The 22,855-nt window shown below is 50.7% G+C and carries 15 protein-coding genes; 7 read left to right on the plus strand and 8 right to left on the minus strand.

All coding sequences use genetic code 11. The features are described 5' to 3' along the window. The first annotated feature begins 578 nt into the window (after positions 1–578). The 3 genes from LLG96_02270 to LLG96_02280 all read left to right on the plus strand — a co-directional run bounded on the left by LLG96_02270 (position 579) and on the right by LLG96_02280 (position 3,755). Positions 579–2,366 (plus strand): phosphoenolpyruvate carboxykinase (GTP), encoded by a 1,788-nt coding sequence (locus LLG96_02270; protein MCE5249025.1) that lies wholly within the window; start codon positions 579–581, stop codon positions 2,364–2,366. Between the two features lie 198 nt (positions 2,367–2,564). After that, the gene (locus tag LLG96_02275; protein MCE5249026.1) at positions 2,565–2,900 is read left to right on the plus strand and encodes a cupin domain-containing protein; all 336 of its coding nucleotides are present in this window, start codon (positions 2,565–2,567) and stop codon (positions 2,898–2,900) included. Positions 2,901–2,981: 81 nt separating this feature from the next. Next, the gene (locus LLG96_02280; GenBank protein ID MCE5249027.1) at positions 2,982–3,755 is read left to right on the plus strand and encodes an outer membrane lipoprotein carrier protein LolA; all 774 of its coding nucleotides are present in this window, start codon (positions 2,982–2,984) and stop codon (positions 3,753–3,755) included. A 333-nt stretch (positions 3,756–4,088) separates the two neighbouring features. On the opposite strand, the gene LLG96_02285 is transcribed toward LLG96_02280, so the two are convergent. The 3 genes from LLG96_02285 to LLG96_02295 form a co-directional block, all read right to left on the minus strand. After that, a complete protein-coding gene (locus LLG96_02285) occupies positions 4,089–5,600 on the minus strand; it encodes a pectate lyase (protein ID MCE5249028.1) in 1,512 nt (503 codons plus the stop codon). 668 nt (positions 5,601–6,268) lie between these two features. Beyond that, on the minus strand, positions 6,269–6,484 hold the full coding sequence (locus LLG96_02290) for a hypothetical protein (protein ID MCE5249029.1): 216 nt from the start codon (positions 6,482–6,484) through the stop codon (positions 6,269–6,271). A 10-nt stretch (positions 6,485–6,494) separates the two neighbouring features. Next, positions 6,495–7,157, minus strand: coding sequence for a peroxiredoxin (locus LLG96_02295; GenBank protein ID MCE5249030.1), 663 nt, complete (start codon positions 7,155–7,157; stop codon positions 6,495–6,497). A gap of 914 nt (positions 7,158–8,071) precedes the next feature. Here LLG96_02295 and LLG96_02300 point away from each other — a divergent pair. Continuing rightward, the gene (locus LLG96_02300; GenBank protein MCE5249031.1) at positions 8,072–9,094 is read left to right on the plus strand and encodes a hypothetical protein; all 1,023 of its coding nucleotides are present in this window, start codon (positions 8,072–8,074) and stop codon (positions 9,092–9,094) included. 63 nt (positions 9,095–9,157) lie between these two features. Here LLG96_02300 and LLG96_02305 read toward each other — a convergent pair whose 3' ends face one another. Beyond that, positions 9,158–10,387 (minus strand): cytochrome C, encoded by a 1,230-nt coding sequence (locus LLG96_02305; GenBank protein MCE5249032.1) that lies wholly within the window; start codon positions 10,385–10,387, stop codon positions 9,158–9,160. A 192-nt stretch (positions 10,388–10,579) separates the two neighbouring features. Between LLG96_02305 and LLG96_02310 the strand changes: the two genes are divergently transcribed. Next, a complete protein-coding gene (locus LLG96_02310) occupies positions 10,580–11,908 on the plus strand; it encodes a potassium transporter KtrB (protein MCE5249033.1) in 1,329 nt (442 codons plus the stop codon). Positions 11,909–12,009: 101 nt separating this feature from the next. Here LLG96_02310 and aroF read toward each other — a convergent pair whose 3' ends face one another. Next, positions 12,010–13,023 carry a 3-deoxy-7-phosphoheptulonate synthase gene (aroF, locus tag LLG96_02315; protein ID MCE5249034.1) on the minus strand — a complete coding sequence of 338 codons (1,014 nt, stop codon included), beginning with the start codon at positions 13,021–13,023 and terminating at the stop codon, positions 12,010–12,012. Positions 13,024–13,381: 358 nt separating this feature from the next. Here aroF and LLG96_02320 point away from each other — a divergent pair, with 358 nt between their 5' ends. Continuing rightward, positions 13,382–14,740, plus strand: a complete 1,359-nt coding sequence (locus LLG96_02320) for a carboxypeptidase-like regulatory domain-containing protein (protein ID MCE5249035.1) — start codon at positions 13,382–13,384, stop codon at positions 14,738–14,740. Between the two features lie 795 nt (positions 14,741–15,535). Here the strand turns inward: LLG96_02320 and LLG96_02325 are convergent. Together LLG96_02325 and LLG96_02330 are read right to left on the minus strand one after the other, a co-directional pair. Beyond that, on the minus strand, positions 15,536–20,017 hold the full coding sequence (locus tag LLG96_02325) for an InlB B-repeat-containing protein (protein MCE5249036.1): 4,482 nt from the start codon (positions 20,015–20,017) through the stop codon (positions 15,536–15,538). 553 nt (positions 20,018–20,570) lie between these two features. Next, complete coding sequence (locus LLG96_02330) at positions 20,571–20,837, minus strand: hypothetical protein (GenBank protein ID MCE5249037.1); 267 nt, start codon at positions 20,835–20,837, stop codon at positions 20,571–20,573. A 452-nt stretch (positions 20,838–21,289) separates the two neighbouring features. On the opposite strand from LLG96_02330, the gene LLG96_02335 reads away from it, so the two are divergent. Beyond that, positions 21,290–22,273 (plus strand): WG repeat-containing protein, encoded by a 984-nt coding sequence (locus LLG96_02335; GenBank protein MCE5249038.1) that lies wholly within the window; start codon positions 21,290–21,292, stop codon positions 22,271–22,273. 67 nt (positions 22,274–22,340) lie between these two features. Here the strand turns inward: LLG96_02335 and LLG96_02340 are convergent, their stop codons facing one another. Further along, complete coding sequence (locus LLG96_02340) at positions 22,341–22,601, minus strand: hypothetical protein (GenBank protein MCE5249039.1); 261 nt, start codon at positions 22,599–22,601, stop codon at positions 22,341–22,343. Between the last annotated feature and the right edge of the window lie 254 nt (positions 22,602–22,855).

Genomic DNA, 22,855 nt, shown 5'->3' on the forward strand with positions numbered 1-22,855 from the left:
CAATCCCCTCTCTTGCCTCAAGAGAGGGGAGGCGCCACCAACATCTGTATTATCAAAGTGTTATACGCGGGGTGAGTTCCCGTAATTAGTAGGAGCACTATCATGTCCTACTGCAAACAAAAGGTGCTCAGTATTTAACCGTCAGTTATGTCTGAAAATACTTAACCACGAAGACATAAATTTATATAACATATTATTTGTACTATCCTTAGCAATTATTAAACTTTACGCTCAAAAAGATATAAATAAAGAATAAAATCCGCGTTCTATTAAATGTATGAATAGGCCGGGCTAACTGTCGGAGAAAAGAATGCGCATGCAATTCCTGTCTGTCCAGTCAGCGCAATCCTTCAATCAGTGTAATCAGTGGTTCAGACCTCATTTCTCTGTTCCTCGGCACGGCCTTTTTTATGCCGGTTTTCAATCTTTTCCCTTATGCCTTCTGCCTTGTGCCTTCTGCCTTGCTTTTGACCTATTCGAAAATGGCTTGACACAACGAGATACAGAATGTATAATTAAAAGCTTTTACATATAAGCAACGACTACAATTCTGCCCTTGAAACACGGAGGACATTCTCATGAAGTATACATGTAAAAACGAACGTCTCAACAAATGGGTGAAAGAAGCTGCTGCCCTCTGTCTGCCCGATGAAGTTTACTGGTGCGACGGGTCAGAAGAAGAATACGACCGTCTCATGAAACACATGGTCGAAAGGGGTAATGCCACTGCCCTGGAAAAACGCCCGAACAGCTTTCTTTTCCGCTCCGATCCGAGCGATGTCGCCCGTGTCGAGGACAGAACCTATATCAGCACTCCCGAAAAGGAAAGCGCCGGGCCGTCGAACAACTGGATCGACCCCGTCGAGCTCAAGAAAACGATGACGAATCTCTATAAGGGGTGTATGAAGGGCCGCACCATGTACATCATTCCGTTTTCCATGGGGCCGATCGGCTCTCCACACATGAAGATCGGGATCGAGATAACCGACAGCGCATATGTTGTCTGCAATATGCACATCATGACCCGTGTGGGGGTGAAAGTTATCGAGGCGCTCGGCAGCGACGGCGATTTCATTCCCTGCATGCACTCGATCGGAGCGCCGCTCGCTCCCGGCGAAAAGGATGTCCCGTGGCCCTGCGCGCCGATGGAGAAGAAGTATATCAGCCATTTCCCCGAAGAGAATCTCATCTGGTCGTTCGGTTCCGGCTACGGCGGGAACGCGCTCCTCGGCAAGAAGTGCCTGTCGCTCCGTATCGCCTCGGCGATGGCGCGGCGCGAGGGATGGATGGCCGAGCACATGCTCATCCTCCGCCTCACGAATCCGAAAGGGCGTGTTTTCCACATCGCGGCCGCATTCCCATCCGCCTGCGGCAAGACGAACCTGGCGATGATGCAGCCGACCATCCCGGGCTGGAAGTGCGAGTGTATCGGCGACGATATCGCATGGATGAGAATCGGCCCGGATGGCAGGCTCTATGCAATCAATCCGGAGGCGGGATTTTTCGGCGTCGCACCCGGCACATCATACGATTCCAATCCGATGGCCATGGAGACGCTCAAGGAAAACGTCATCTTCACAAACTGCGCCCTGACCGATGACAGCAATGTGTGGTGGGAAGGGATCGACGGTCCCATGCCTGAACACGCCATCGACTGGAAGGGCCGCAACTGGACACCGGACAGCCGTGAGGCCGCGGCACACCCTAACGCGCGGTTCACCGCTCCCGCAGCCCAGTGCCCGGTCATCTGCCCCGACTGGGAAAAACCGGAAGGCGTTCCGATTGACATCTTCATTTTCGGGGGACGGCGCGCTACGGTCATTCCCCTTGTCCACGAAGCATTTAACTGGGATCACGGGGTTTTCATGGGCGCCACTGCGGCTTCGGAGACGACTGCCGCAAACATCGGCGCGGTGGGTAACCTCCGCCGCGACCCCTTCGCCATGCGCCCCTTCTGTGGCTACAACATGGGCGACTACTTCCATCACTGGCTCGAAATGGGTGACCGTCTCGGAACAAAAGCCCCGCGCATCTTCTATGTCAACTGGTTCCGGAAAAGCTCGGACGGCAAGTGGCTGTGGCCCGGCTTCGGCGACAACAGCCGTGTGCTTAAATGGATGTGCCAGCGTGTTGAAGGATCGGTCGGCGCCCGTGAATCGGCGCTCGGCCTTCTGCCCGAACCGGGCGACCTCGATCTGAACGGTCTCTCCATCCCTGCCGAAGATGTCGGGGAACTCCTGCGGGTCGATACCGCGGCGCTCAAAGCCGAGATTCCCGAAATTAATGGTTTCTTCGGCCAGTTCGGCGACCACCTGCCCCCCCGCCTCAAACGTCAGCTCGATCTCCTCAGGGAACGGCTTAGTTAAAGACAGGCACAAGGCATAAGGGACAAAGAGAACTTTTAGGGTAATGGAACGGCTTTTCAATGCTTTTCCCCTTTGTGCCTTGTGCCTTGTGCCTTGTGCCTTTCTCTTCAGTATATGCTAAGAATATAAAAAAATTGACTTGACATGAATAAACCGCATCGATAAACTGTACATACTTAATATAAGGAGATAATTTTTATGTTTAACCGGCATGATAAAAGCGGCTATACACCGGTGCTTCCGGGTATCGGACTCAAGACGCTCGTGTACGGCGAAAAGACGCTCATGGTGGAATTCCGTCTCGGAAAAGGGAGCGCCCTGCCCTTGCACAGCCATCCGTACGAGCAGACAGGGTACTTGGTATCCGGACACATACGGCTTTCGATAGGCGGCGAAATATTCGATGTCGAACCGGGAGACGGATGGTGTATTCACGGTTCGGTCGAACATGGCGCTGAGATAATCGAGGATTCGGTTGCTGTGGAGGTTTTTTCGCCGGTGCGCGAAGACTACATTCCTTACCGGCCGGCATGACAAACAATGTGCTCTGACCCTGATACGGTCGGAACCTCACTATCGTGTACGCGCCGGTGGTGAAAACGACGGGAGAGATATATGACTCTGACTATGGTTAAGAAAATGGTGTGGACAGGCATCCTCATCGGAGTATTGACAGCATGTTCGGGAATCGGCATCCTGCAGGCGGAAGACACTGTTGAACAGCGCATCGCCGCCCTCGAAGCCAAAGCAAAGACGATTACCAGTTACCAGGCGGACATGGCCATGACGATTGATATGATGGGCCAGAAGATGGTTTCAACGGGCATCTGTTATTTCAAAAAGCCCCGTCTGAGCCGTATCGAGAACGATATGGACATGGGCACCATGAAGATGAAACAGATCATCGTGTCCGACGGAAAAATGCTCTGGACCAGCCAGCCGGCGATGAAAATGGTGGCAAAAATCGACCTGGAAAAGGTTACCGCCGCAGTAGGTGAAGATGCGGCGAGCGATAAGGCCGCCGGCGATGTTGCAGAACCCTTCAAATCCTTCGATCGGGCAAGCATTACCTTTGTCCGCAAGGACAAGGTTGGCGGGAAGGATGTATATGTGTTCCGGGGAAATCCCCAGATGAAAAACATGGAAAAGATGCCTGTTAAAATCTCGAAAATCGAGAGCTGGGTGGGTGTTGAGGACGGTCTTGTACGGAAAATGGTCATGATCGGCGAAGACGACAAGGAGATGATGAGCCAGACCTACACGAACGTAAAAATAAATGTTGCCATCGATCCCGCCATCTTTGTGTTCACACCGCCGGAGGGAGCACAGATCATGGATATGACAGAAGGCTCCATCAACATGATGAAGGAAATGAAAGGCCAGAAATAAGTTAAAGACAGGCATAAGGCATAAGGGAAAAGATTAGGGACAGGCATAAGTAACAAGGCATAAGGGGAAAAGATTAGAGACAGGGACTGAGGCGCTAAGGGATAAAGGGAAAGAAACCTGCATCATCACCCGTCTTCCCCAAGTCTTTCATCGGGAACTCCTTTTCCCCCAGTGCCTTAAGCCATTTTTTAAAGCTTTATATCTTTCTATGCTTCCCCCCCTTATGCCTGCTTCTATTCCCGTCTTTGTCTCTCCCCTTCTGCCTTCTGCCTGTTTTTTTTAATCTTTTCCCCTTGTGCCTTGTGCCTTGTGCCTTCTGCCTTCTGCCTGTTTCTAATCTTTTCCCCTTGTGCCTTCTGCCTTGTGCCTTGTGCCTGTCTCGATATAATCCGCAAGCATATTCATATTCTGCATGAACGAGGACAAGGCAATTCCCTTGATAGTCTTGACCGGGGTTTCGGAAGACATGGTGATGGTCATGTCATAGACGCTGAATTCCCCGATCCAGGCGCCACGGCTGTCGAGCGATTCGATGAGTGTGCGGACAGCGGCCGGGTCGGTTTTCGGGACACGCGGTTCGGCGGTCTTTTCCGCACTGTATCGAGCCTTCGCCTGTTCGGGCGAGAGGGCGCTCACACGCTCGTAACCTTTTTTGAGACCCGCAACATCCACCGTCGTGAATATCCAGTTCCCCTCAACGCCGTTCGGGTCGCTGTCATACCGGAAGATACCGTATCCGAGTTCGTTGACCTTGTCGGTCTTGTACTGGTACACCGGCTTGTTGGTGCCCGGCTCGTAGTAACGGGCAAGAAGGCTGTGGCCGCTGCTGTCGGTTTTGAATGTCGATTTTTCGAGCCATCCGATCGCGCGGGGCACCGGCGCCAGATACCGTCTGTCCCCGGTCATGAGATAGAAGCGCTCGAGCTGAAGGATGCATTCGACAGTCTGACGGGGCATGTACCCGGCGGGCTCGTGGGTGCGCGCCCAGGCGGGCTGCATGTTCAGATCGTACTGTTCCGCCCAGCCCGCCTGATCCTCGGGACCCTGCGATGCGATGAGAAAATCGGCGCCCCTCAGCGCGGCTTCCAGGTATTCCTCGTTGCCCAGCTTCTCCCATGCCTCGACGAGCACATCGAGGATGTCGCGCATCATGTTGTCATTGAGGGTATAGTACGAGGTGTAATCGGCAAGACCGTCATGCACGAACTCGTACCGGAGCGGGTAGCGCTGGGGCCATGCGCCGTTCGGGTACTGTGAGATGAGCATGAAGTCGAGCGCCCTGAGAAGCGGCTCGCGGTAAGCCGGGTCGAGTGTCGTCACATAAAGCCTGAGGAGGAATCGCGTGCATCCCTGCGTCGTGTTGTCGTCGTACGTGCAGTTACCGTAGTAGTGGCGGTATTCCTCCATTCCCCATTTGAACTGCGAGAACACATCGCGGTACCACTGGTCGAGGCCGGGTTTGTCGAAGTCGATGACATAGTGCCATCCGCCGAGCGGGTGCTGGCCGTAGATGAGGGCGTCCGCCGCCTTTTCTGCGCACCGGAGGTAGTATTCGTCGCCGGTAACACGGTACATCCGGAGGAACATTTCCCCCACATCCGGTGTCGCCGCCTGGGTCCATATCTGGCTGGGACGCGCGGGAGCCTCGCCCCACCGTTCGGACAGGTCGGCGGAATAATACCAGAGATAACCGCCGCGGCAGGACACCGTGTCAACCATGAATCCGGTTGCCCTTTTCATGGCAGCGAGCACTTCCTGCTGTGCTGGCGGCTTCTGAGCCGATGCTGTGGTGACGAGCGAAAGCAGAACAATTCCCTGTGCGAACATTTTGATGCCGTACTTCATGACACAACCCTCCCGTTTTAACGATAATTCCATTTACTCCAGTCATCCTATTCTGTTGGTCGGAATGAGAATGAACAGTCTTCCAACAATATACACATTAATTGGGTGAAAAAAAGCAGGTTTGTAAAAAGAGGCATTAAAAGGAATTTTTGTAGAGGATTGTCAGCCCGATTAATTCACAAACGATTCCCGGGGATAAATCCCCGGGCTATTACCGAAAAGTGCCTCCGGCACTCACCCGAATATATCGGTGGTTCAAAGAGTCCCGTCAGGGACTTCCCGGCAATAGACCGGCATTTTAATGCCGGGCATGAAGATATGTATTCTCACTATTATTTTATGAGTTATTCGTGTGAGGATAGTAATAAAGATGCTGAACCGAGTTCAGCATGACATCCTGTCCTTACTGTTCACAAGTTTTTTCATACGCCCGAAACACGCCGTTTTCCATTGTGTTCCCTAGTCTTTTAATTTTCATGGATGTGAGGAGAAGCCGTTTCCGGCGCACGGATTGATACTCCCCCTCACCCGCCGGGCGGGCAAGGGGGATTGGGGGTTGAAAATAGAAAACGAGCGGAAATTCATGAATTTACCCGAACAATCAGGGCAATCATTCAATCAGTGTAATCAGCGGTTCAGACACGGTATTCCCGCCTGCTCCGCCAACCTTACAATTTCGCCCTGCCCGCTTCGGTGACCGTATAAGCGCCGTTGCTCTCGGCAACGAAACCGGCGCCTGCCATCTCACGGAGGCTGCTTCTCACCTTGAAGAGCGGAGCGCCCATCTTTGCGGAGATTTCCTCGGGCGTGAGCGGCTTATCGAGGATGCCGAGCAGCGCCTTCGCCGTACCGCTCAGGGTTCCATCGGGATTCACACATGCCATGATGCACCGCCTATAGTTGTTTTTTGCAGAAATACCAGTCCTTGCACTCGATATTCTTTTCCTTGACACGTTCCTCGGCCATTTCCTGAGTCTTGGGCGGCGGAATGATCACCTTGTCGCCGGGACGCCAGTTCGCCGGGGTTGCAACACCGTGCTTGTCGGTGGTCTGGAGAGCCTGGACGACGCGGATCATCTCGTCCATGTTGCGGCCCGTGCTGAGCGGGTAGTATATCATGGCGCGGATGATCTGCTTGTCATCGATGACAAATACGCAGCGCGAGGTCTCGGTCTTGCTCTCGCCGGGCATGATCATGCCGTACAGGGTGGCGACTTCCTTGTTGAGGTCGGCGATAACAGGGAATTCGATCTTCTGGCCGAGCTTTTCCTCGATGTTCCGCACCCAGGCGATGTGCGCGGTCACGCTGTCGACGCTCAGTCCGAGCAGCTCGCAGTTCAATTCACGGAGTTTCGATTGAATCTGAGCGAATCCTATGAACTCGGTCGTGCACACCGGGGTGAAATCCGCCGGGTGCGAGAAGAGAATGAGCCATGACCCCTTGTAGTCCTCGAGCCTGAGGGTGCCGTGCGTGGTGACCGCCTCGAACTGCGGCGCCGGGGCGCCGAGGCGCGGCAGGGTGGAAGCCTGCGTTACCTGCTGTTTTATTTCTTCCATGGTTGTACTCCTTTCCGGGCACTGCTCCGTATAGGAACATGATGCCAATGAACATAATTTTACACGCGAACAATTATTAGTAATGATAATCGTTACTAATAATATCAAACCCTGATCGGTTTGTCAAGTTTTTTTATCATATTTTTTCATTATCCGCCTGCATGGCACGTTTTTCCGCTTATGGATTTTTATCCCCCATACTTAACTAACGCACGAAACAGAAAAACGTGGCACATCGGAGTTACCTATAAGCATTGCGAGCAAAAGCGACGCTATTGGCCAGTGTATTTTTATTTTTTTTCATCAATGATTTTTTATATAATATAATCCGGTTATCCAGTTTGATAAGCATAGAAAACCTTTTATTCAAAATTGATAATTTATTTCGATAGTATGTGATCCCCCCTGCCTGCGGCATCCCCCCTTTTTAAGGGGGGAATGGCTTTTGGAGCACTTTCGTCCCCCTTTCTTTTATAAGGGGGACACGGCGAAGCCGAGGGGGATCAATCATGTTAGCTGATTTAACTGGATAATATAAACAATAATTACATATTGATTATTGTTCATATTTAATTATATTGTTTTTCAGGAAAAACTCGTTATTTTATCAAAAATATATTGATAATGAATTAATAAAAAGATTTTAAACTTGTTAAATTTTCCCAAACAATAAGAAGTTTCTCAAATAATATTAAACATATACCTCTTAACATTTTAAAAGATTTACAAATGATAAATGAGATATGTAACGAATGTGGTCAAAGTGTTAAATTAGGTACAGGATTATTTATAAACCGAGTTCTTGACCTTAATGATAAGAACACAAGAATTCAAATGGGAAAACCATTTCCTGATGGTGATTTTATTTGTATTATTTGCGATGAAAAATTATCACAAAGAAAAATTTAGAAAACATGATCTTAGAAATCAGAGAATCGCAGATTGAGGATATTTTTGCTACTCAGCTTGATGAAGTAAAAAATACCTTATCAATTAGGGATAATATTTCATTAATTAGCCGGCAAAAAATACTTCCGTCTGGAAATAAACTTGATTTACTATTTCTTGCATCAAACGATTTACTTTTAATTGAATTGAAAGCGGTAAGTAGCGAAATTAAATTTTGCAAACAGGTTATAGAATACAGACAGGAATTAATTGAACTACAAAGAAGAAGTGAAATACCTAACTTACCAATTAAAGCTTATTTATTATGCCCAAATTTTTTAGAAAGTCATATAAAATTTTGTAATAAAAATGATGTCATTCCTATTCAATTCTCACCTTATGAGCTTTTAAAAAGTTTCTATTTCAAAGTTAAAGCAATAACAATATTAATTAATTTAAAACCTTCAAATCACGGATTATGGAATTTGCATCTTTTAAATAGAATTTTATACTCACTTAACACCGAAAGTACCATTAAAGAATTAGAAAAGAAAACTGGTTTATCCAAGAGTACCATAAGTAGCTATTTAAGATTATCTACTGAACTTGGATTAACAATAATAAAACCAAAAGTCAGCCTAACACATTTTGGGTCAAATTATAATGGCAAGAGAAATAAATCCGCCCCTATAGAATTTATCAGTGAGGAACAAACTGAAGTTTTGAAAGAATATATTACTAAAAATCCTTTCTCTAGTCCAGCTATCTTTGGTATTTATTCAGCAGTAGAAACCATTTTTGCGTTATCAAAAAACTTCTACCCTGTTCCATTAAAAGATGCAGTTAAATATTTCAGATATTTGTCAGGAAAGCAAAGTGAATGGGCTGTAAAAGCTTCTAATGATGCTTTTATAATGTATTCTAATTATGGAATTGATTTGGGTCTTTTAGCAAAAATTGGGAGAGACTATTATATAACCCCGGGGGGAATAAAATTCATATTACTGTTAGAACTAAACAAGTCGATACTTTTTGTAAACTCAATTTAAGTGAATTCCTCACAGCTTTACTGCGGAGTAGTTTGTTTTTCTTTTCTAAACTCCATAATACCCTCATCGTTTTCTCATCTCTTCACTACGTTCTCTGATCTCGGTGAGGTCGCGCACCATCTCGCTCCAGCCATACCAGAAGGAATAGTCGGGATTCATGTGGAACGCCCCCTGGAAGGTACGCATGCGGTGTTCGAGGTACATGAGGAAGAGCTTCTGCTCGATGACTGTCGGGGCATCGTGGAAGGTGAGCACATCGGGATATGAGTACCCGTAATATTCCGGCTTGACCCGCACGAGGCTCGTGTAGAGGTCGGCGACAATGTTGATTCCCTCGGCCATGAGGCTGTCGGCCCGGACGATCATGGCATCCCCCTTCGCGAGCTCGTTTCTGGCGAACTTCTCGGAATGACAGTCCACGCAGACCGAAACCATCCGCTCGCGCTCTTTCTGAAAGTCCTCCTCGGTGAGACGGGCGATGTCGGCGGCTTTGACCGCTTCGAGACGGGCTGTCGGGTTACCCTGGGGATCGAGCACGCCGAGCGCCTTGAGTATGGTCGCACGGTCGCCTGCCCACTGCTTGTCCTCGGGCATGGGCAGCCGCACCGCGAGGAATCCCCATGCTGTCCTGACCGCATGGTTGCCCTGGTTCATGTGGCAGTACTGGCAGGTCGGAGCCGCGGTATCGGGCGGGAGTATGCCGTTCTGTTTGAGGAGCGCCCGGACGCCGTGCTTCGAGGACGAGTACATCTCCCACTGGGGATGGTCGATGCCCATGTGACAGGTGCGGCATGCCTGGGGAGCGAGCGCCTCCCTGACCGAGAACTGGTGGCGCGTGTGGCAGACATCGCACGATGCGAGACCATAGCCGAGGTTGTCCTGCTTGATGACCCTGATCTCCTCGGTGGTTTTGATACCGATCTTGTGACAGCCGCCGCAGCCTTTCATGCCCTCCATGAAACCCATGGGCTGCCAGTGAGCGGTGGGCATGGCGTTCATCGACACCCACGCCTTCGAGTGTTTTCCGGCCATGAACTGGGTCACCTGGTCGCCGTGGCACATGGCGCAGGTTTTCGGTGTCGGGATTCCCGCCTTGGTGATGTCATCGGACGAGGTGTGCTCCCCGATATGGCAGGCGGCGCAGGAAACACCGTTTTCGGCGTGCCTGCTCAGCTTCCACTCGGTAACGATGCCCGGGGTAACATCACGGTGGCAGTCGATGCAGTCGCGTGTCTGGGCGTGCGCGACGTAAACCATTGCCAGAGCGGTCATAAGCAGTATGAGCCTGTTCATCGTGCGCCCTCCCCTGGTCGAATATGTGAAACGTGTACATGTCCGTAACGTACTATAAATCAAATAAACACCTTTATAATCATTCTTCCATTGTTGCCCATTTCTCTTTCCATGTATAAAATAACTCCACCCAAAAACAGAGTTGCCTCACCGATACGAATTCGCTATACTTCATACACATTCGAGGAACACATGAAATTATACACTGAAATCACTCTTTTTATAAAAAACCTCCACCCTGTCAAAATTGTTTTTTTTGGTTACATACTGTATATCATATTCGGGTGGATATTCCTGAACCTGCCGATTTCCCACACCGTTCCCGTAGCCGCACTGGACAATCTTTTTGTCGCCACATCCGCGGTATCGACAACCGGTCTTTCCACAATCGATATATCCGGATCGTATACCTTCTTTGGACAACTCGTTATTATCATCCTCATACAGCTCGGTGGTATCGGTTATATGACGTTCGGTTCTTTCGTGATCCTTTCAAGAAAAAAACCGCTTGATTCATCCCGTGAGGAGGTATCCAAAACCGTTTTTTCACTTCCAAAACATCTCAGAATCGACAAATTCATAAAAAGCGTGATTATTTTCACCGCCATCATCGAAATACTCGGAGCGGTATGCCTCTATTTCGTTTTTCGCTCCGCTGGAGTCCCGCAACCATTGTGGAGCGCCGTTTTCCATAGTATTTCATCCTTCTGCACAGCGGGATTCAGTCTTTACAGTTCCAGTTTTGAACTTTTCTGTAACAATTTCTGGCTGAATTTTATCGTATCGATATTGAGCTATGCCGGAGCTATCGGTTTCATTGTTTTTGTCGATGTATGGCGTACTGTCCGTGGTAAAACCGCCCAAATCACTCTTACCAGTAAAATTATCATTCATACCACATTCTGGATAAGCATTGTGGGTACTTTCATCCTGTTTATCACCGAACCATCGATACAATGCATGCCCTCTCAGTACCGTCTTATGGCTTCTTTTTTTCAGGCAATGACCGCAATGACAACTGTCGGATTCAATACCATACCCATTTCCGGGATAGCCCGAGCTTCTCTCCTCCTCATAACCGTGCTTATGGTCATCGGAGCATCTCCCTCAGGCACTGGTGGAGGATTGAAATCAACCACTTTTTCAGCTATTATCGGAATTATGAAAAGCACCCTCAAAGGTTCGGCCAGAATTACATTCTGGGGATATGAAATACCCTTTGAACGTGTTTTAACAGCCATTGCCAGTTTATGTTTTTACATAACAATTCTGGTTACAGGAACTTTCCTCCTGACATTGACCGAAAAGAGTTCATTCCAGTGTATTCTGTTTGAGGCTGCTTCAGCGCTCGGTACGGTTGGATTAAGTATGGGACTTACATCTGCCCTGACCACCCTGGGAAAGTTGATTGTAACACTTCTCATGTTTATCGGCAGGCTTGGCCCGCTGACATTCGGCATAGCCCTCTTTCTGAGCAAAAAACCCTTGTTCAACTCCGATGATATCGATATGGCAGTGTGAATTCATATTTACCATTTCAGCCTTATATTTCTTATATATTTATTCCCCTCTTTCTCTTTCCCTCCGTGCGCTCCGTGTCTCCGTGGTTCATTCTCCCCGCGTTACATCGTTCTTCCCATCGCCGCGGCGATCTTTTTCACCTCTTCGAGGCCTTTCCTGAAATCCTCCGGCTTGAGCGACTGGGGGCCGTCCGAAAACGCCTCCTCGGGGTGGGTGTGCACCTCGATAATGAGCCCGTCCGCGCCGGCAGCTATCGCCGCCCGTGACATGGGAATCACCAGATCGCGGACACCGGTGCCGTGGCTCGGGTCGGCAATCACCGGGAGGTGCGACCACAGCTTCATGAGCGCCATCGAGCCGAGATCTATCGTATTGCGGGTCGAATCCTCGAATGTCCGGATGCCCCGCTCGCAGAGCACGACGTTATGGTTGCCCTCGGTCATGATGTACTCGGCGGCCTGAAGAAATTCCTTGACCGTCGTGGCGGGACCGCGCTTGAACAGTATCGGCTTGCCGGTCTGCCCCACCGCTTTGAGGAGCGCGAAGTTCTGGCAGTTCCGGGCGCCGATCTGGATCATGTCCGAATATTGCACGAGAAGGTCGGTATCACCGATGGCGACGATCTCGGTGACGATTTTCAGGCCGGTCTCCTCTTTCGCCCGTGCGAGCAGCTTCAGCCCCTCCTCCTCGAGTCCCTGGAAGGCATAGGGCGATGTCCGTGGCTTGTAAGCGCCCCCGCGGAGTATCTGCGCACCGGCTTCCTTCACAGCGCGGGCGATGGCGACGATCTGCTTTTCCGACTCCACCGAGCAGGGTCCCGCAATAATGGCAAGGCGGTTCGCGCCGATTTTGACACCGTCCACATCGACGATGGTCGGTTCGTGCTGCATCTCACGGCTTGTGAGCTTGAACGGTTTGAGGATTGGTATGACCGATTCGACGCTTTCGAGCGAGGCGAAGGACTGGATGGGGCTTTTGTCCTGGTGGCCGATGACACCGATAATGGTGCGCTCGACTCCCCTGCTCAGGTGAGCCTTGTAGCCGAGCTTTTCGATGAGCGAAATTACCTTCTGTATATCTTTCTCGGCAGCACCCTGTTTCATGACGATAATCATAACGGTATCCCTTCTATGGTCTGTTTTTCTGTTCTTTTTTTATCGCATTTTTTGTAATATAGTGCAGAACACGGTATATTGGCAAGCATGAGCGGAAGTTTTTTACCGTAACCACGCCGATCCTTCCCTCCGGGATGGCAATCCATGCACCTGTCGCCCGTAAAACACCAATACCATACAGGATTACAGGAACTTCCCTGTCCGACAACAGTATTAATTATAAAGTAGTACAAGAAAAATTTGACATGATTAACAGGATTGACATGGATTTTTGATTTTACTTTGTCATACAATTTTTCCTGTGTATCACGTCATAATCATCGAACGATTCTTTTTTCACTCATACGGGGTTAATACCATGAAACACACGCTCGCATTCCTCGTTCTCGGAGCGGCGTTCCTGCTCTCCGGATGCCTCATGGACGACAGCGGTAACGACAGCGGCCCCGACACCTATTCTGTCTCCGGAAAAATCCTCTATGAATCGGGTTCCGGAATCGAAGGGGTGCTCGTAACCATCTCCGGCAGAACATCGGATTCCGGGGGCAGCGATATCATAAATGTAACGGTCGCTTCCGATTACCGCGGCAATTATGTCTTCAAGAACATACGGAACGGCTCCTACACGGTGACTCCCGCAAAGGGCGGTTTTACCTTCACTCCCGGCTCCCGCGAGGCGACGGTCAACGGTATGAATGTGAGCGTCGCGAGCATTACGGGATACATCAAGCCCGAAACCAACGGCGGCGGGGACAATTCCGGCGTGTACACCGTGTACGGCAGAATAGTCGACACCGGCGGAAACGGGATGCCCGACATCACGGTCGGTCTTGCGGGTGACACGCTCAGCCTCAGCACAGTCACCGACGGCAATGGGGCGTTTTCTTTCCGCGGAATCCCGAACGGCACCTATACGCTCTCTCCCGGCAGCGAAGGATTTGTCTTCTCTCCGCCCTTTGTGAAGATAATCGTCCGGGGAAACGATGTCACCATCTACAACTTTATCGGCAGGGAGACAGAAGGCGGACAGGGCAGCGGTTTCGCCGGGTCGCACACATACTACCCCATGAGCTCGAACGCAATCTGGACAATCCGGGCGCATGAAACCGATTTGCTCGATGGTTATACGTACGATTATCAGTTCTCGCGCATTGTGAATGGAACGAAAGTTATCAATAACATCGAATACTGGATGATTGTCAACGATGACGACGAATTTGACTCGTTCGTCCGCATCGATTCCAATACGGTCTACACCTTCGCCGATTTTGTCAATTTCGGCGATCTCGGCGTATCCACCGGCAAATCCGCGGGGCTGTTCCCCACCCTCACGAAAGCGGCATCCGGAAACGAACCCGACCCGCATGTCGACGAGCTTCCTCTCCTGCGGCTCGATGTCAACCCCGGAACGACCTACGACATCATGTCCTGGTCAAACTCCGAGTACGGCGCCAACTTTACGCTCACCTGGCTCGGTACTTACGACGGCGAGGAAGATATTACGGTCACCGCCGGCACATTCTCGGGATGCAGGAAGTACGAGATCGCCTACTACGCGGCGGCGGTCGGCGGCGGAAGCACGCAGATAGAGATCACCAGAACCATGCTCTGGTTGGCTCCGAATGTCGGAATTGTGAAAAAATCGGTCGAAAAATCGGACAGCTACAAGACCACCTGGAAACTCGAGGAAGAGCTTATCGGGTACTCGATACCTTAAAAGACAGGCATAAGGCACAAGGCAGAAGGCAGAAGGGAAAAAGAACCCCGGCACCACACCAAAAGACTGAACCGGGATGACCAGGATGGAAAAGGATGACCAGGATGAAAAAATCCCGGGAAGCCTTGTGTTTCATCGGTATTCGCGCAAAAAACCTGAACCGGGATTTTCAGGATTAGAAAAGGATGACCGTGATTAATAGAATTACATAACGGAGATAAGAGTTTAAAAAAACAGTCATAAGGCACAAGGCACAAGGCATAAGGGTAAAGAATCCCGGCACCACACCAAAAGACTGAACCGGGATGACCATGATGGAAAAAAATCATGGAAACCTTATGACTCACCTGTATCCGCACAAAAAACCTGAACCGGGATTTTCACGATTATAAAAGGATGACCGGGATTAATAGAATTACATAACGGAGATAAGAGTTTAAAAAAACAGGCAGAAGGCACAAGGCAGAAGGCATAAGGGAAAAAGAACCCCGGCACCACACCAAAAGACTGAACCGGGATGACCATGATGGAAAAGGATGACCATGATGAAAAAATCCCGGGAAGCCTTGTGTTTCATCGGTATTCGCGCAAAAAACCTGAACCGGGATGGGCAGGATGTGATAAGGATGACCGTGAATAATAGAATGACAAAAAGGAAAAAAATTGTCACGATGAAAATAATCCCGGAAATCCCGGTTAATCATGGAAATCCCGGTTCCAACACCCCTTGAATAGACAACACGCCTGTCCGGAGGTATCCCGTTCTGTCAGGGTGATAAAGGCAGGCCATTCCAATCACCTCGGCGACCAGGATGGATCCCCGTCATTCGCCGAACTGTTTGTCAGGTTTCGCGGATCGCTCCCGTCGGTATTCACCACGTAGATTTCTCCTCCGGATGAACCGCCGGTTCTATACGCAATCTTCGCGCCGTCCGGCGACCAGCTTGGTGCACTGGCATCGCCCGGATTACTGCCGTTCGTAATGTTTTTCAGAACGAGGTTAACGTTAACGTTCACAACATAGATTACAATATTGTTGGCGCTGGCATATGCGATTTTCGAGCCATCCGGCGACCAGGACAATCTCGAATCCCACGATGAATCGTTCGTACCCGGGATTATATGCTGACCGCTCCCGTCCGCGTTCATCACACAGATGCCAATACCGGTATTGCGCTGAGAATAAAATGCAATCATCGAGCCATCAGGCGACCAGGCTGGATATGAATCATATGCATTATTATTTGATAGATTGACCTGGCCGCTTCCATCCGTATTCATGACATAGATTTGCTGGCGGCCGTCACGGTCGGAGACAAAGGCAATCTTCGTGCCGTCCGGCGACCAGGCTGGACTATATTCATATGCTCCGCTGTTAGTCAGGTTGACCTGACCGCTCCCGTCCGCATTCATCACGAAGACTTCATATCCCAGGTTACCGCCGGGCATGGTATCAAACGCGATCTTCGTGCCGTCCGGCGACCAGGATGGACGATAGCTGTTATAAGCCAGTATGCTGCTCACCCCGCTCCCGTCCGCATTCATCACGCGGATTCCACTATATCCACTACCGCTTGAATAAAACGCAATTTTCGAGCTGTCCCTCTCAAAATTCGCCGTTACCGTCATATCTCCGGAAAGTATCACTGTGGTGATAGGATTCCCCGTATCGGCAGCATTCCCCGTCCATCTCACAAACCGGTAACCGAGTGCCGGGTATGCCAGGATTTCCACAATAACCCCTTCTTCCCATGTATGCTCGCCGACCGAAGGGTTCGTCGTTCCCCAGCCGGCCGTGTTCACAGCCATGGTCAGAACAGATTGCGGTATCTTTTCAAAATTCGCGGTCACCGTCATGTTCCCGGTAACCGTTGCTGTTGTCGAGGCGCTCGTGGTGTTTGCTACGTTCCCTGTCCAGTTCACAAACCGGTAGCCGGATGATGGTGTTGCAGTTACAGTTACAACTGTCCCCTCATCGTATGTGTGAGCTCCTGCCGACGGGCTCGTCGTGCCCCAGCCGGCTGTATTGACTGCCATCGTCAGGGTATATTGTATCCTCGTAAAATTCGCCTTTACTGCCTTGTCTCCGTTCATCCACACCGTCGTGGTCGAACTTGTATCGCTTGCGACGCCCCCTGTCCAGTTCACAAACCGGTAACCGGCAGCGGGTGTTGCCGTTATTGTAACAAGTACATTCTCAACGTATGTGTGCGATCCAATCGAGGGATTCGTTGTCCCCCATCCTGTGGTATTAACGGAAAGGGTAAGTGTATACTTCGTTATCCGTTTCTCGAAATTAGCAGTAACTGTCCGGTCACCGTTCATAGTCACGGTCGTGGTGGCACTTGTCGAACTGGCAACATCACCCGTCCAGCTTGTAAACAAGTAACCTGTTGCCGGTGTTGCGGTAATTGAAACAACTGCCCCTTCGTCATATTTGTAGTCTCCAACCGACGGATTCGTCGTTCCCCAGCCGTTTATATTTACTTTTATCATAAGTGTATACTGTGTCGGTATTTTCTCAAAATTCGCGGTCACCGTCATGTTCCCGGTCATTGTCACCGATGTCGAAGCGCTCGTGGTGTCAGCTACGTTCCCCGTCCAGCTTACGAACCGGTATCCGGATACCGGTGATACTTTTATCGTAACAACCTTCCCCTCATCGTACGCATGCCATCCAATAGTTGGATTTGTCGTCCCCCAGTCGGGATTATTCACAGCTATTGTCAGAATATATTGCGGTATCTTCTCGAAATTCGCGGTCACCGTCATATTCCCGGTAACCGTCACCGTTGTTGAAGCGCTCGTCGAGCTGGCAACTGTTCCCGTCCAGCTCACGAACCGGTAGCCTGTTGCCGGTGACGCAGTTACCGTGACAACAGTACCCGAATCGTACGTGTGCGCCCCGGCAGACGGGCTTGTCGTTCCCCATTCGGTATTGTTCACAGCCATGGTGAGTGTGTACTGCGTCGTCGGTATCTTCTCGAAATTCGCGGTCACCGTCATATTCCCGGTAACCGTCACCGTTGTTGAAGCGCTCGTCGAGCTGGCGACTGTCCCCGTCCAGCTAACGAACCGATAGCCGGATGCAGGTGTTGCTGTTATAGAAACAACCGTCTCCTCATCGTACATATGGGCTGCAACCTCTGACGGGCTCGTCGTCCCCCAGCCGGTCATGTTTACAGCAAGCGTGAGTGCGTACTGTTTCGGTATTTTCTCGAAATTCGCCGTCACCGTTATATTACCTGTCACCGTCACCGTTGTGGTCGCACTTGTAGAGCTGGCAACAGTCCCCGTCCAGTTTACGAACCGATAACCGGATGCAGGTGTTGCTGTTATAGAAACAACCGTCTCCTCATCGTACATATGGGCTGCAACCTCTGACGGGCTCGTCGTCCCCCAGCCGGTCATGTTTACAGCAAGCGTGAGTGCGTACTGTTTCGGTATCTTCTCGAAATTCGCCGTCACCGTCATGTTCCCGGTTACGGTCACTGTCGTGGTCGTGTTCGTGGAACCGGCGACAGTCCCCGTCCAGCTCACGAACCGGTAGCCCGATGCGGGAGTCGCGGTAACCGTGACAACAGTACCCGAATCGTACGTGTGCGCTCCTGCCGAGGGATTTGTCGTTCCCCAGCCAGTCGTGTTCACTGCGAGCGTGAGCGTGTACTGCTGCGTGCGTTTCGTGGCGGTGAAGTTCTGGGTCTGGTTTGCGGTGACGTTCGTAAACGATTTACTTACCGGCGCGAAGTCGTGGCCGTCCTTCGAGGGTGTCACCGTGTATGAGCCGCCTTCCTGCACGGTGAATGAGTACGCCGAGCCGTCGTTGACCGCGATGCTCTCGGTTTTGTCGCCGCTCAGGGTTACCGTGACACCGTTGGCGCCGGACACGATACCCGAGATGACGTATGTTTTCGCCGGAATGGGTGTCGCGGAAAAATTCTGCGTCTGGCTGGTGGTCAGTGAAGCGACCGTGAAGTTCGACGGCGAAAAGGTGTAGCCGACCTTCGAGGGCGTCACCGTGTAGCTCCCGCCATAATCCACCGTGAACGAATAGCTCCCGCCGCCGCCAACCATCCTGATGCCGGATGCGTCGCCGCTCAGGGTTACCGTGACACTGTCGGCCCCGGTCACCGTTCCCGAGAGGGTCAGCGTTATCTGTTCGAAGTTCGCTACCACCGTCTTGTTGCCGTTCATCGACACCGTCGTCGAGGCGTTCGTCGTATTGGCAACATCACCTGTCCAGCTCACGAACCGGCAGCCCGATGCCGGGGTCGCCGTTATGGTAACTTCCGTCCCATCGTCGTATGTATGAACACCGGCTGACGGATTCGTCGTTCCCCAGCTTTCCGTGTTAACCGCGAGCGTGAGCGCATACTGTCCTGCCGGTATCTTCTCGAAGTTCGCAACCACCGTCATGTTCCCCGTAACGGTCACCGTCGTGGTCGCGTTCGTAGCGTTCATCACGCTCCCTGTCCAGCCTGCAAACCGGTAGCCTTCGGACGGAATCGCGGTGACGGTCACCTCTGTACCCTCGTCGTACGTATGTGCTCCGGCTGACGGATTCGTCGTCCCCCATTCCGCGGTGTTCACCGCGAGCGTGAGCGTGTACTGTATCCTGGACACCGTCACCACCACCGTGTTCGACCAGCCGCTGCTCCCCGTGGCATTGTTCGCCCTCACACGGTAATAGTACGTCCCCGCCGTGTTCTTGTACGTGTCCGACGTCCCGACTATCGTCTTCGAGGTCGAATCGGCAAATGTGCTGTTCGTGGATTCTTCGATGGTGTAGGACTGCGCGCGGCTCACTGTATCCCACGATACGGTGTACGAGGTCCCGGAGGTTATGGCGCTCTGCGGGCCCGAGGCTGTGGGAGTTTCCGGTTTTGAGGGTTTCAGCAGTATCGTGACCGTCGTCTGCTGGCCGGCAGTGATGGAAATATTCGTTGCCGTGCCGCTGTGGGTAACGTTGCCGTCGGCATCGTAACAGAACAGCTCGGCATGGTAGCCGCTCCCCGATTTCACGGTCACCGTGCCCGTGATGTGTTTGCCGTTCACCGTCAGGGCTTGTTTGACGAGCGTCGTGTTCTGGGCATCGTAAAACGAGATTTCCGCTTTGACTGTCGGATTCAGTTCGTCCGCGCGGGCCGGTTTTGCAGGTTCGACCGTGCATTGGATGACAGCGGTTCCGGCGCCATCGTTCGGGTTTACGGGGCTTTCGTCGCTGCATGAGAGTACAGACAAAACAAAAAGAATACTTATCAGTATAAGCCGTTTCATCAGTATCTCATCCTTTCCCGCGCCGGGAGATATCCCGTTTTCCTGGATACTCCCTGCTCTTTAACATGTGAAAAACAGATGTATAGGGGAAGCTGCTGTGATACTTTACAATAACTCTACTGAAAGCATTGAATATTTTTGATTAATTCATATTATGATGCATTCATAATAAAAAATCACAATAAAAAGCAACATATATTTATATTTTTTAAAAAATCGGAGCATTATCGGGGACATATCATATCGCTGCAAAAGTCAATTCATTTTACCGTTCTTAACGGAAGTATTTCGATGGGCTCTGCTGCGGGGTTATTCAACAATTTATTCTTCGTTTATTGTACTCGAACTGAGAACAAATCGTTTATCCTGTCAGATAATATCGTACATCATATTGATACTCCCCTGAAAAATGTTCCCGCACAGGCACGTCAATCTATTTCAGTTTTGATCGTTGATATCATCAACAAACATCGGTGCTTACAGCGTAAATCCTGCTAAACGTGCCGTGCGGGAATACAGTTTTCCTGGGATATGACAGCCGGTCAGTAAACAGTCAGTAATATGAATCGAATCCGGAGCCCGTTTTTCCCGGTGAGGGAATGGTTACCTTGTCGCCGCCGGGTGTATAGGTTACAATATCGGGTATACCGGGCTTTGTGGTCAGAAGGTGGGGAGCTCCGGCCCTCAAAACCTTCCCGTTACGCTGCCGCAGACCCTGAGGGACACCGTTTTTCATCGTTCCTCCATTCACCGCAGCAGTCGAATTTGACTGTACATGCGCTATTTTAGCCTCGACATTGAACTGAGAGGGGATTTTCATGGTTATCACCTCCGTACCGACACCGAAACCGGTGTCAAATCCTGAATAATTTTATAAGACATGAATGGCAGTGTGTGCCGGCCAGTTTCTGGTGAAATGTGCCGTCATTTATTGTTGAGAGCAACAAATATGCCATGAAAGGCACGCTGAAACATTTCTTTTCAAAACGAATAATTTCAAGAAATTACGATTGCCGATACCCGCGGCGATTCTGTCAGGCAGGCGTTATGACCGGACAAAAAACCGGGTCAGTGACTTTTTGTCGGATAACGGTTTCCGTCTTTTATGCCTTTCCCTCTTTCCCCTTATGCCTTCTGCCTTCTGCCTTGTGCCTTTTGTCTTATGCTTTATGCCTTCTGCCTTCTGCCTGCCTTTTTCCGCACTTGCTTTTCCTGACCGGATTTCCCATCTTATGAGACAACGTATAACCATGTTCCAGGAGGATATTGGCAGTGTGCAACAATATACTTCTTTCAGTGTGCTGCGCGGCGGTGCTTATGTCGTGCGATGCCTCGACCGATACTTCAATCCCCGAGGCCCGAAGCCTGCACATCATCGTCGAAAACGGCCGGTACGGCTACATCGATGGAGCAGGTAACGTGGTCATTGCGCCGACTTACCAGGATGCCGGTGACTTTTCGGAAGGCCTCTGCCCGGTGAATATCACAGGCCGGTATGGCTACATCGATACTACCGGCGCCGTGGTCATCGAGCCGAAATTCGACATCGCCAAGCCGTTCTCCGATGGTATGGCGGTGATCAATATCGGGGGATCGTACGGGTACATCGACCGGACAGGAATGGTGGCAATAGCGCCGCAGTACGAGCTGGCATGGGAATTCACCGATGGTCCCGCGCGGGTCAAGAAGGACGGCCTTTTCGGATACATCGACCGCTCCGGCGCTTATGTGGTCGAGCCACGGTATGAGGATGCGGGAAAATTCTCCGAGGGTTTCGCCACGGTCAAGGCGGATTCCGCGTACGGATACATCGACCGCTCCGGAACGATGGTCATTGCGCCCCGGTTCGAGTTCGCATGGATGTTCACCGAGGGACTCGCCGCTGTTAAAATCAACGGCAGATTCGGGTACATCGATACCACCGGAACGATGGTCATCGAGCCGCTGTATGAAAACGCATGGCACTTTTCCGAGGGTCTTGCGGCGGTCAAATCGGGCAACCTCTTCGGATTCATCGACCGCTCCGGCGCTCTGGTCATAAAACCGGCCTACGATTACGTGTGGAAATTCTCCGAGGGATTCGCCGCGGTCAAGCGCGACAGCCTGTTCGGCTATATCGACCGCTCCGGTAAAGTGACCGTGAAGCCGCAGTTCGAGGACGCAAAAACCTTCACCGGCGGCATAGCGCTCATTAAAACCGGCGGCTCATGGGGATACATCAACCGTAAGGGGGAAATAATCTACCCGCGGAAGTAACAGGCGGCGGGGCGTCAAAGGCATGCCATGTATCTGCACACCTCATTTTTTGCTGAAAATATAAGCCTCACTGCACGGCACTCATTACTTTATCCCATCGTTTTTTGACAATATCGTCTTTCGATATGTCGACAATTTCATCCAGAACCGCGGTGTTCAATACCTTTTCAGGATCATGTCTACCGGCTATTTTGATATGGTGCCGGAAACCATTAACGGGATAGTTACGGTAAAATGCAACAACATTGATCGTGTTGTCACCGAGATATATTCGTATCTCGTACGTTTTATCCTCGAAACTGAACGGGATTTTTTTCATCAGTTCCATGGTGTTTCCTCCAATCGTTACACGGTCATCGATAATTGAACGGGCGATTTGAATCCCCGAACCCGGAATGACTGATACCCGCCGTGCTAACCAGTATTTATATGAAAATATTCATAACTGTCCGGTTAAATACTGAGCACCTTTTGTTTGCAGTAGGACATGATAGTGCTCCTACTAATTACGGGAACTCACCCCGCGTATAACACTTTGATAATACAGATGTTGGTGGCGCCTCCCCTCTCTTGAGGCAAGAG

This window comes from bacterium, from assembly GCA_021372535.1.
Lineage (GTDB): Bacteria > Latescibacterota > Latescibacteria > Latescibacterales > Latescibacteraceae > JAFGMP01.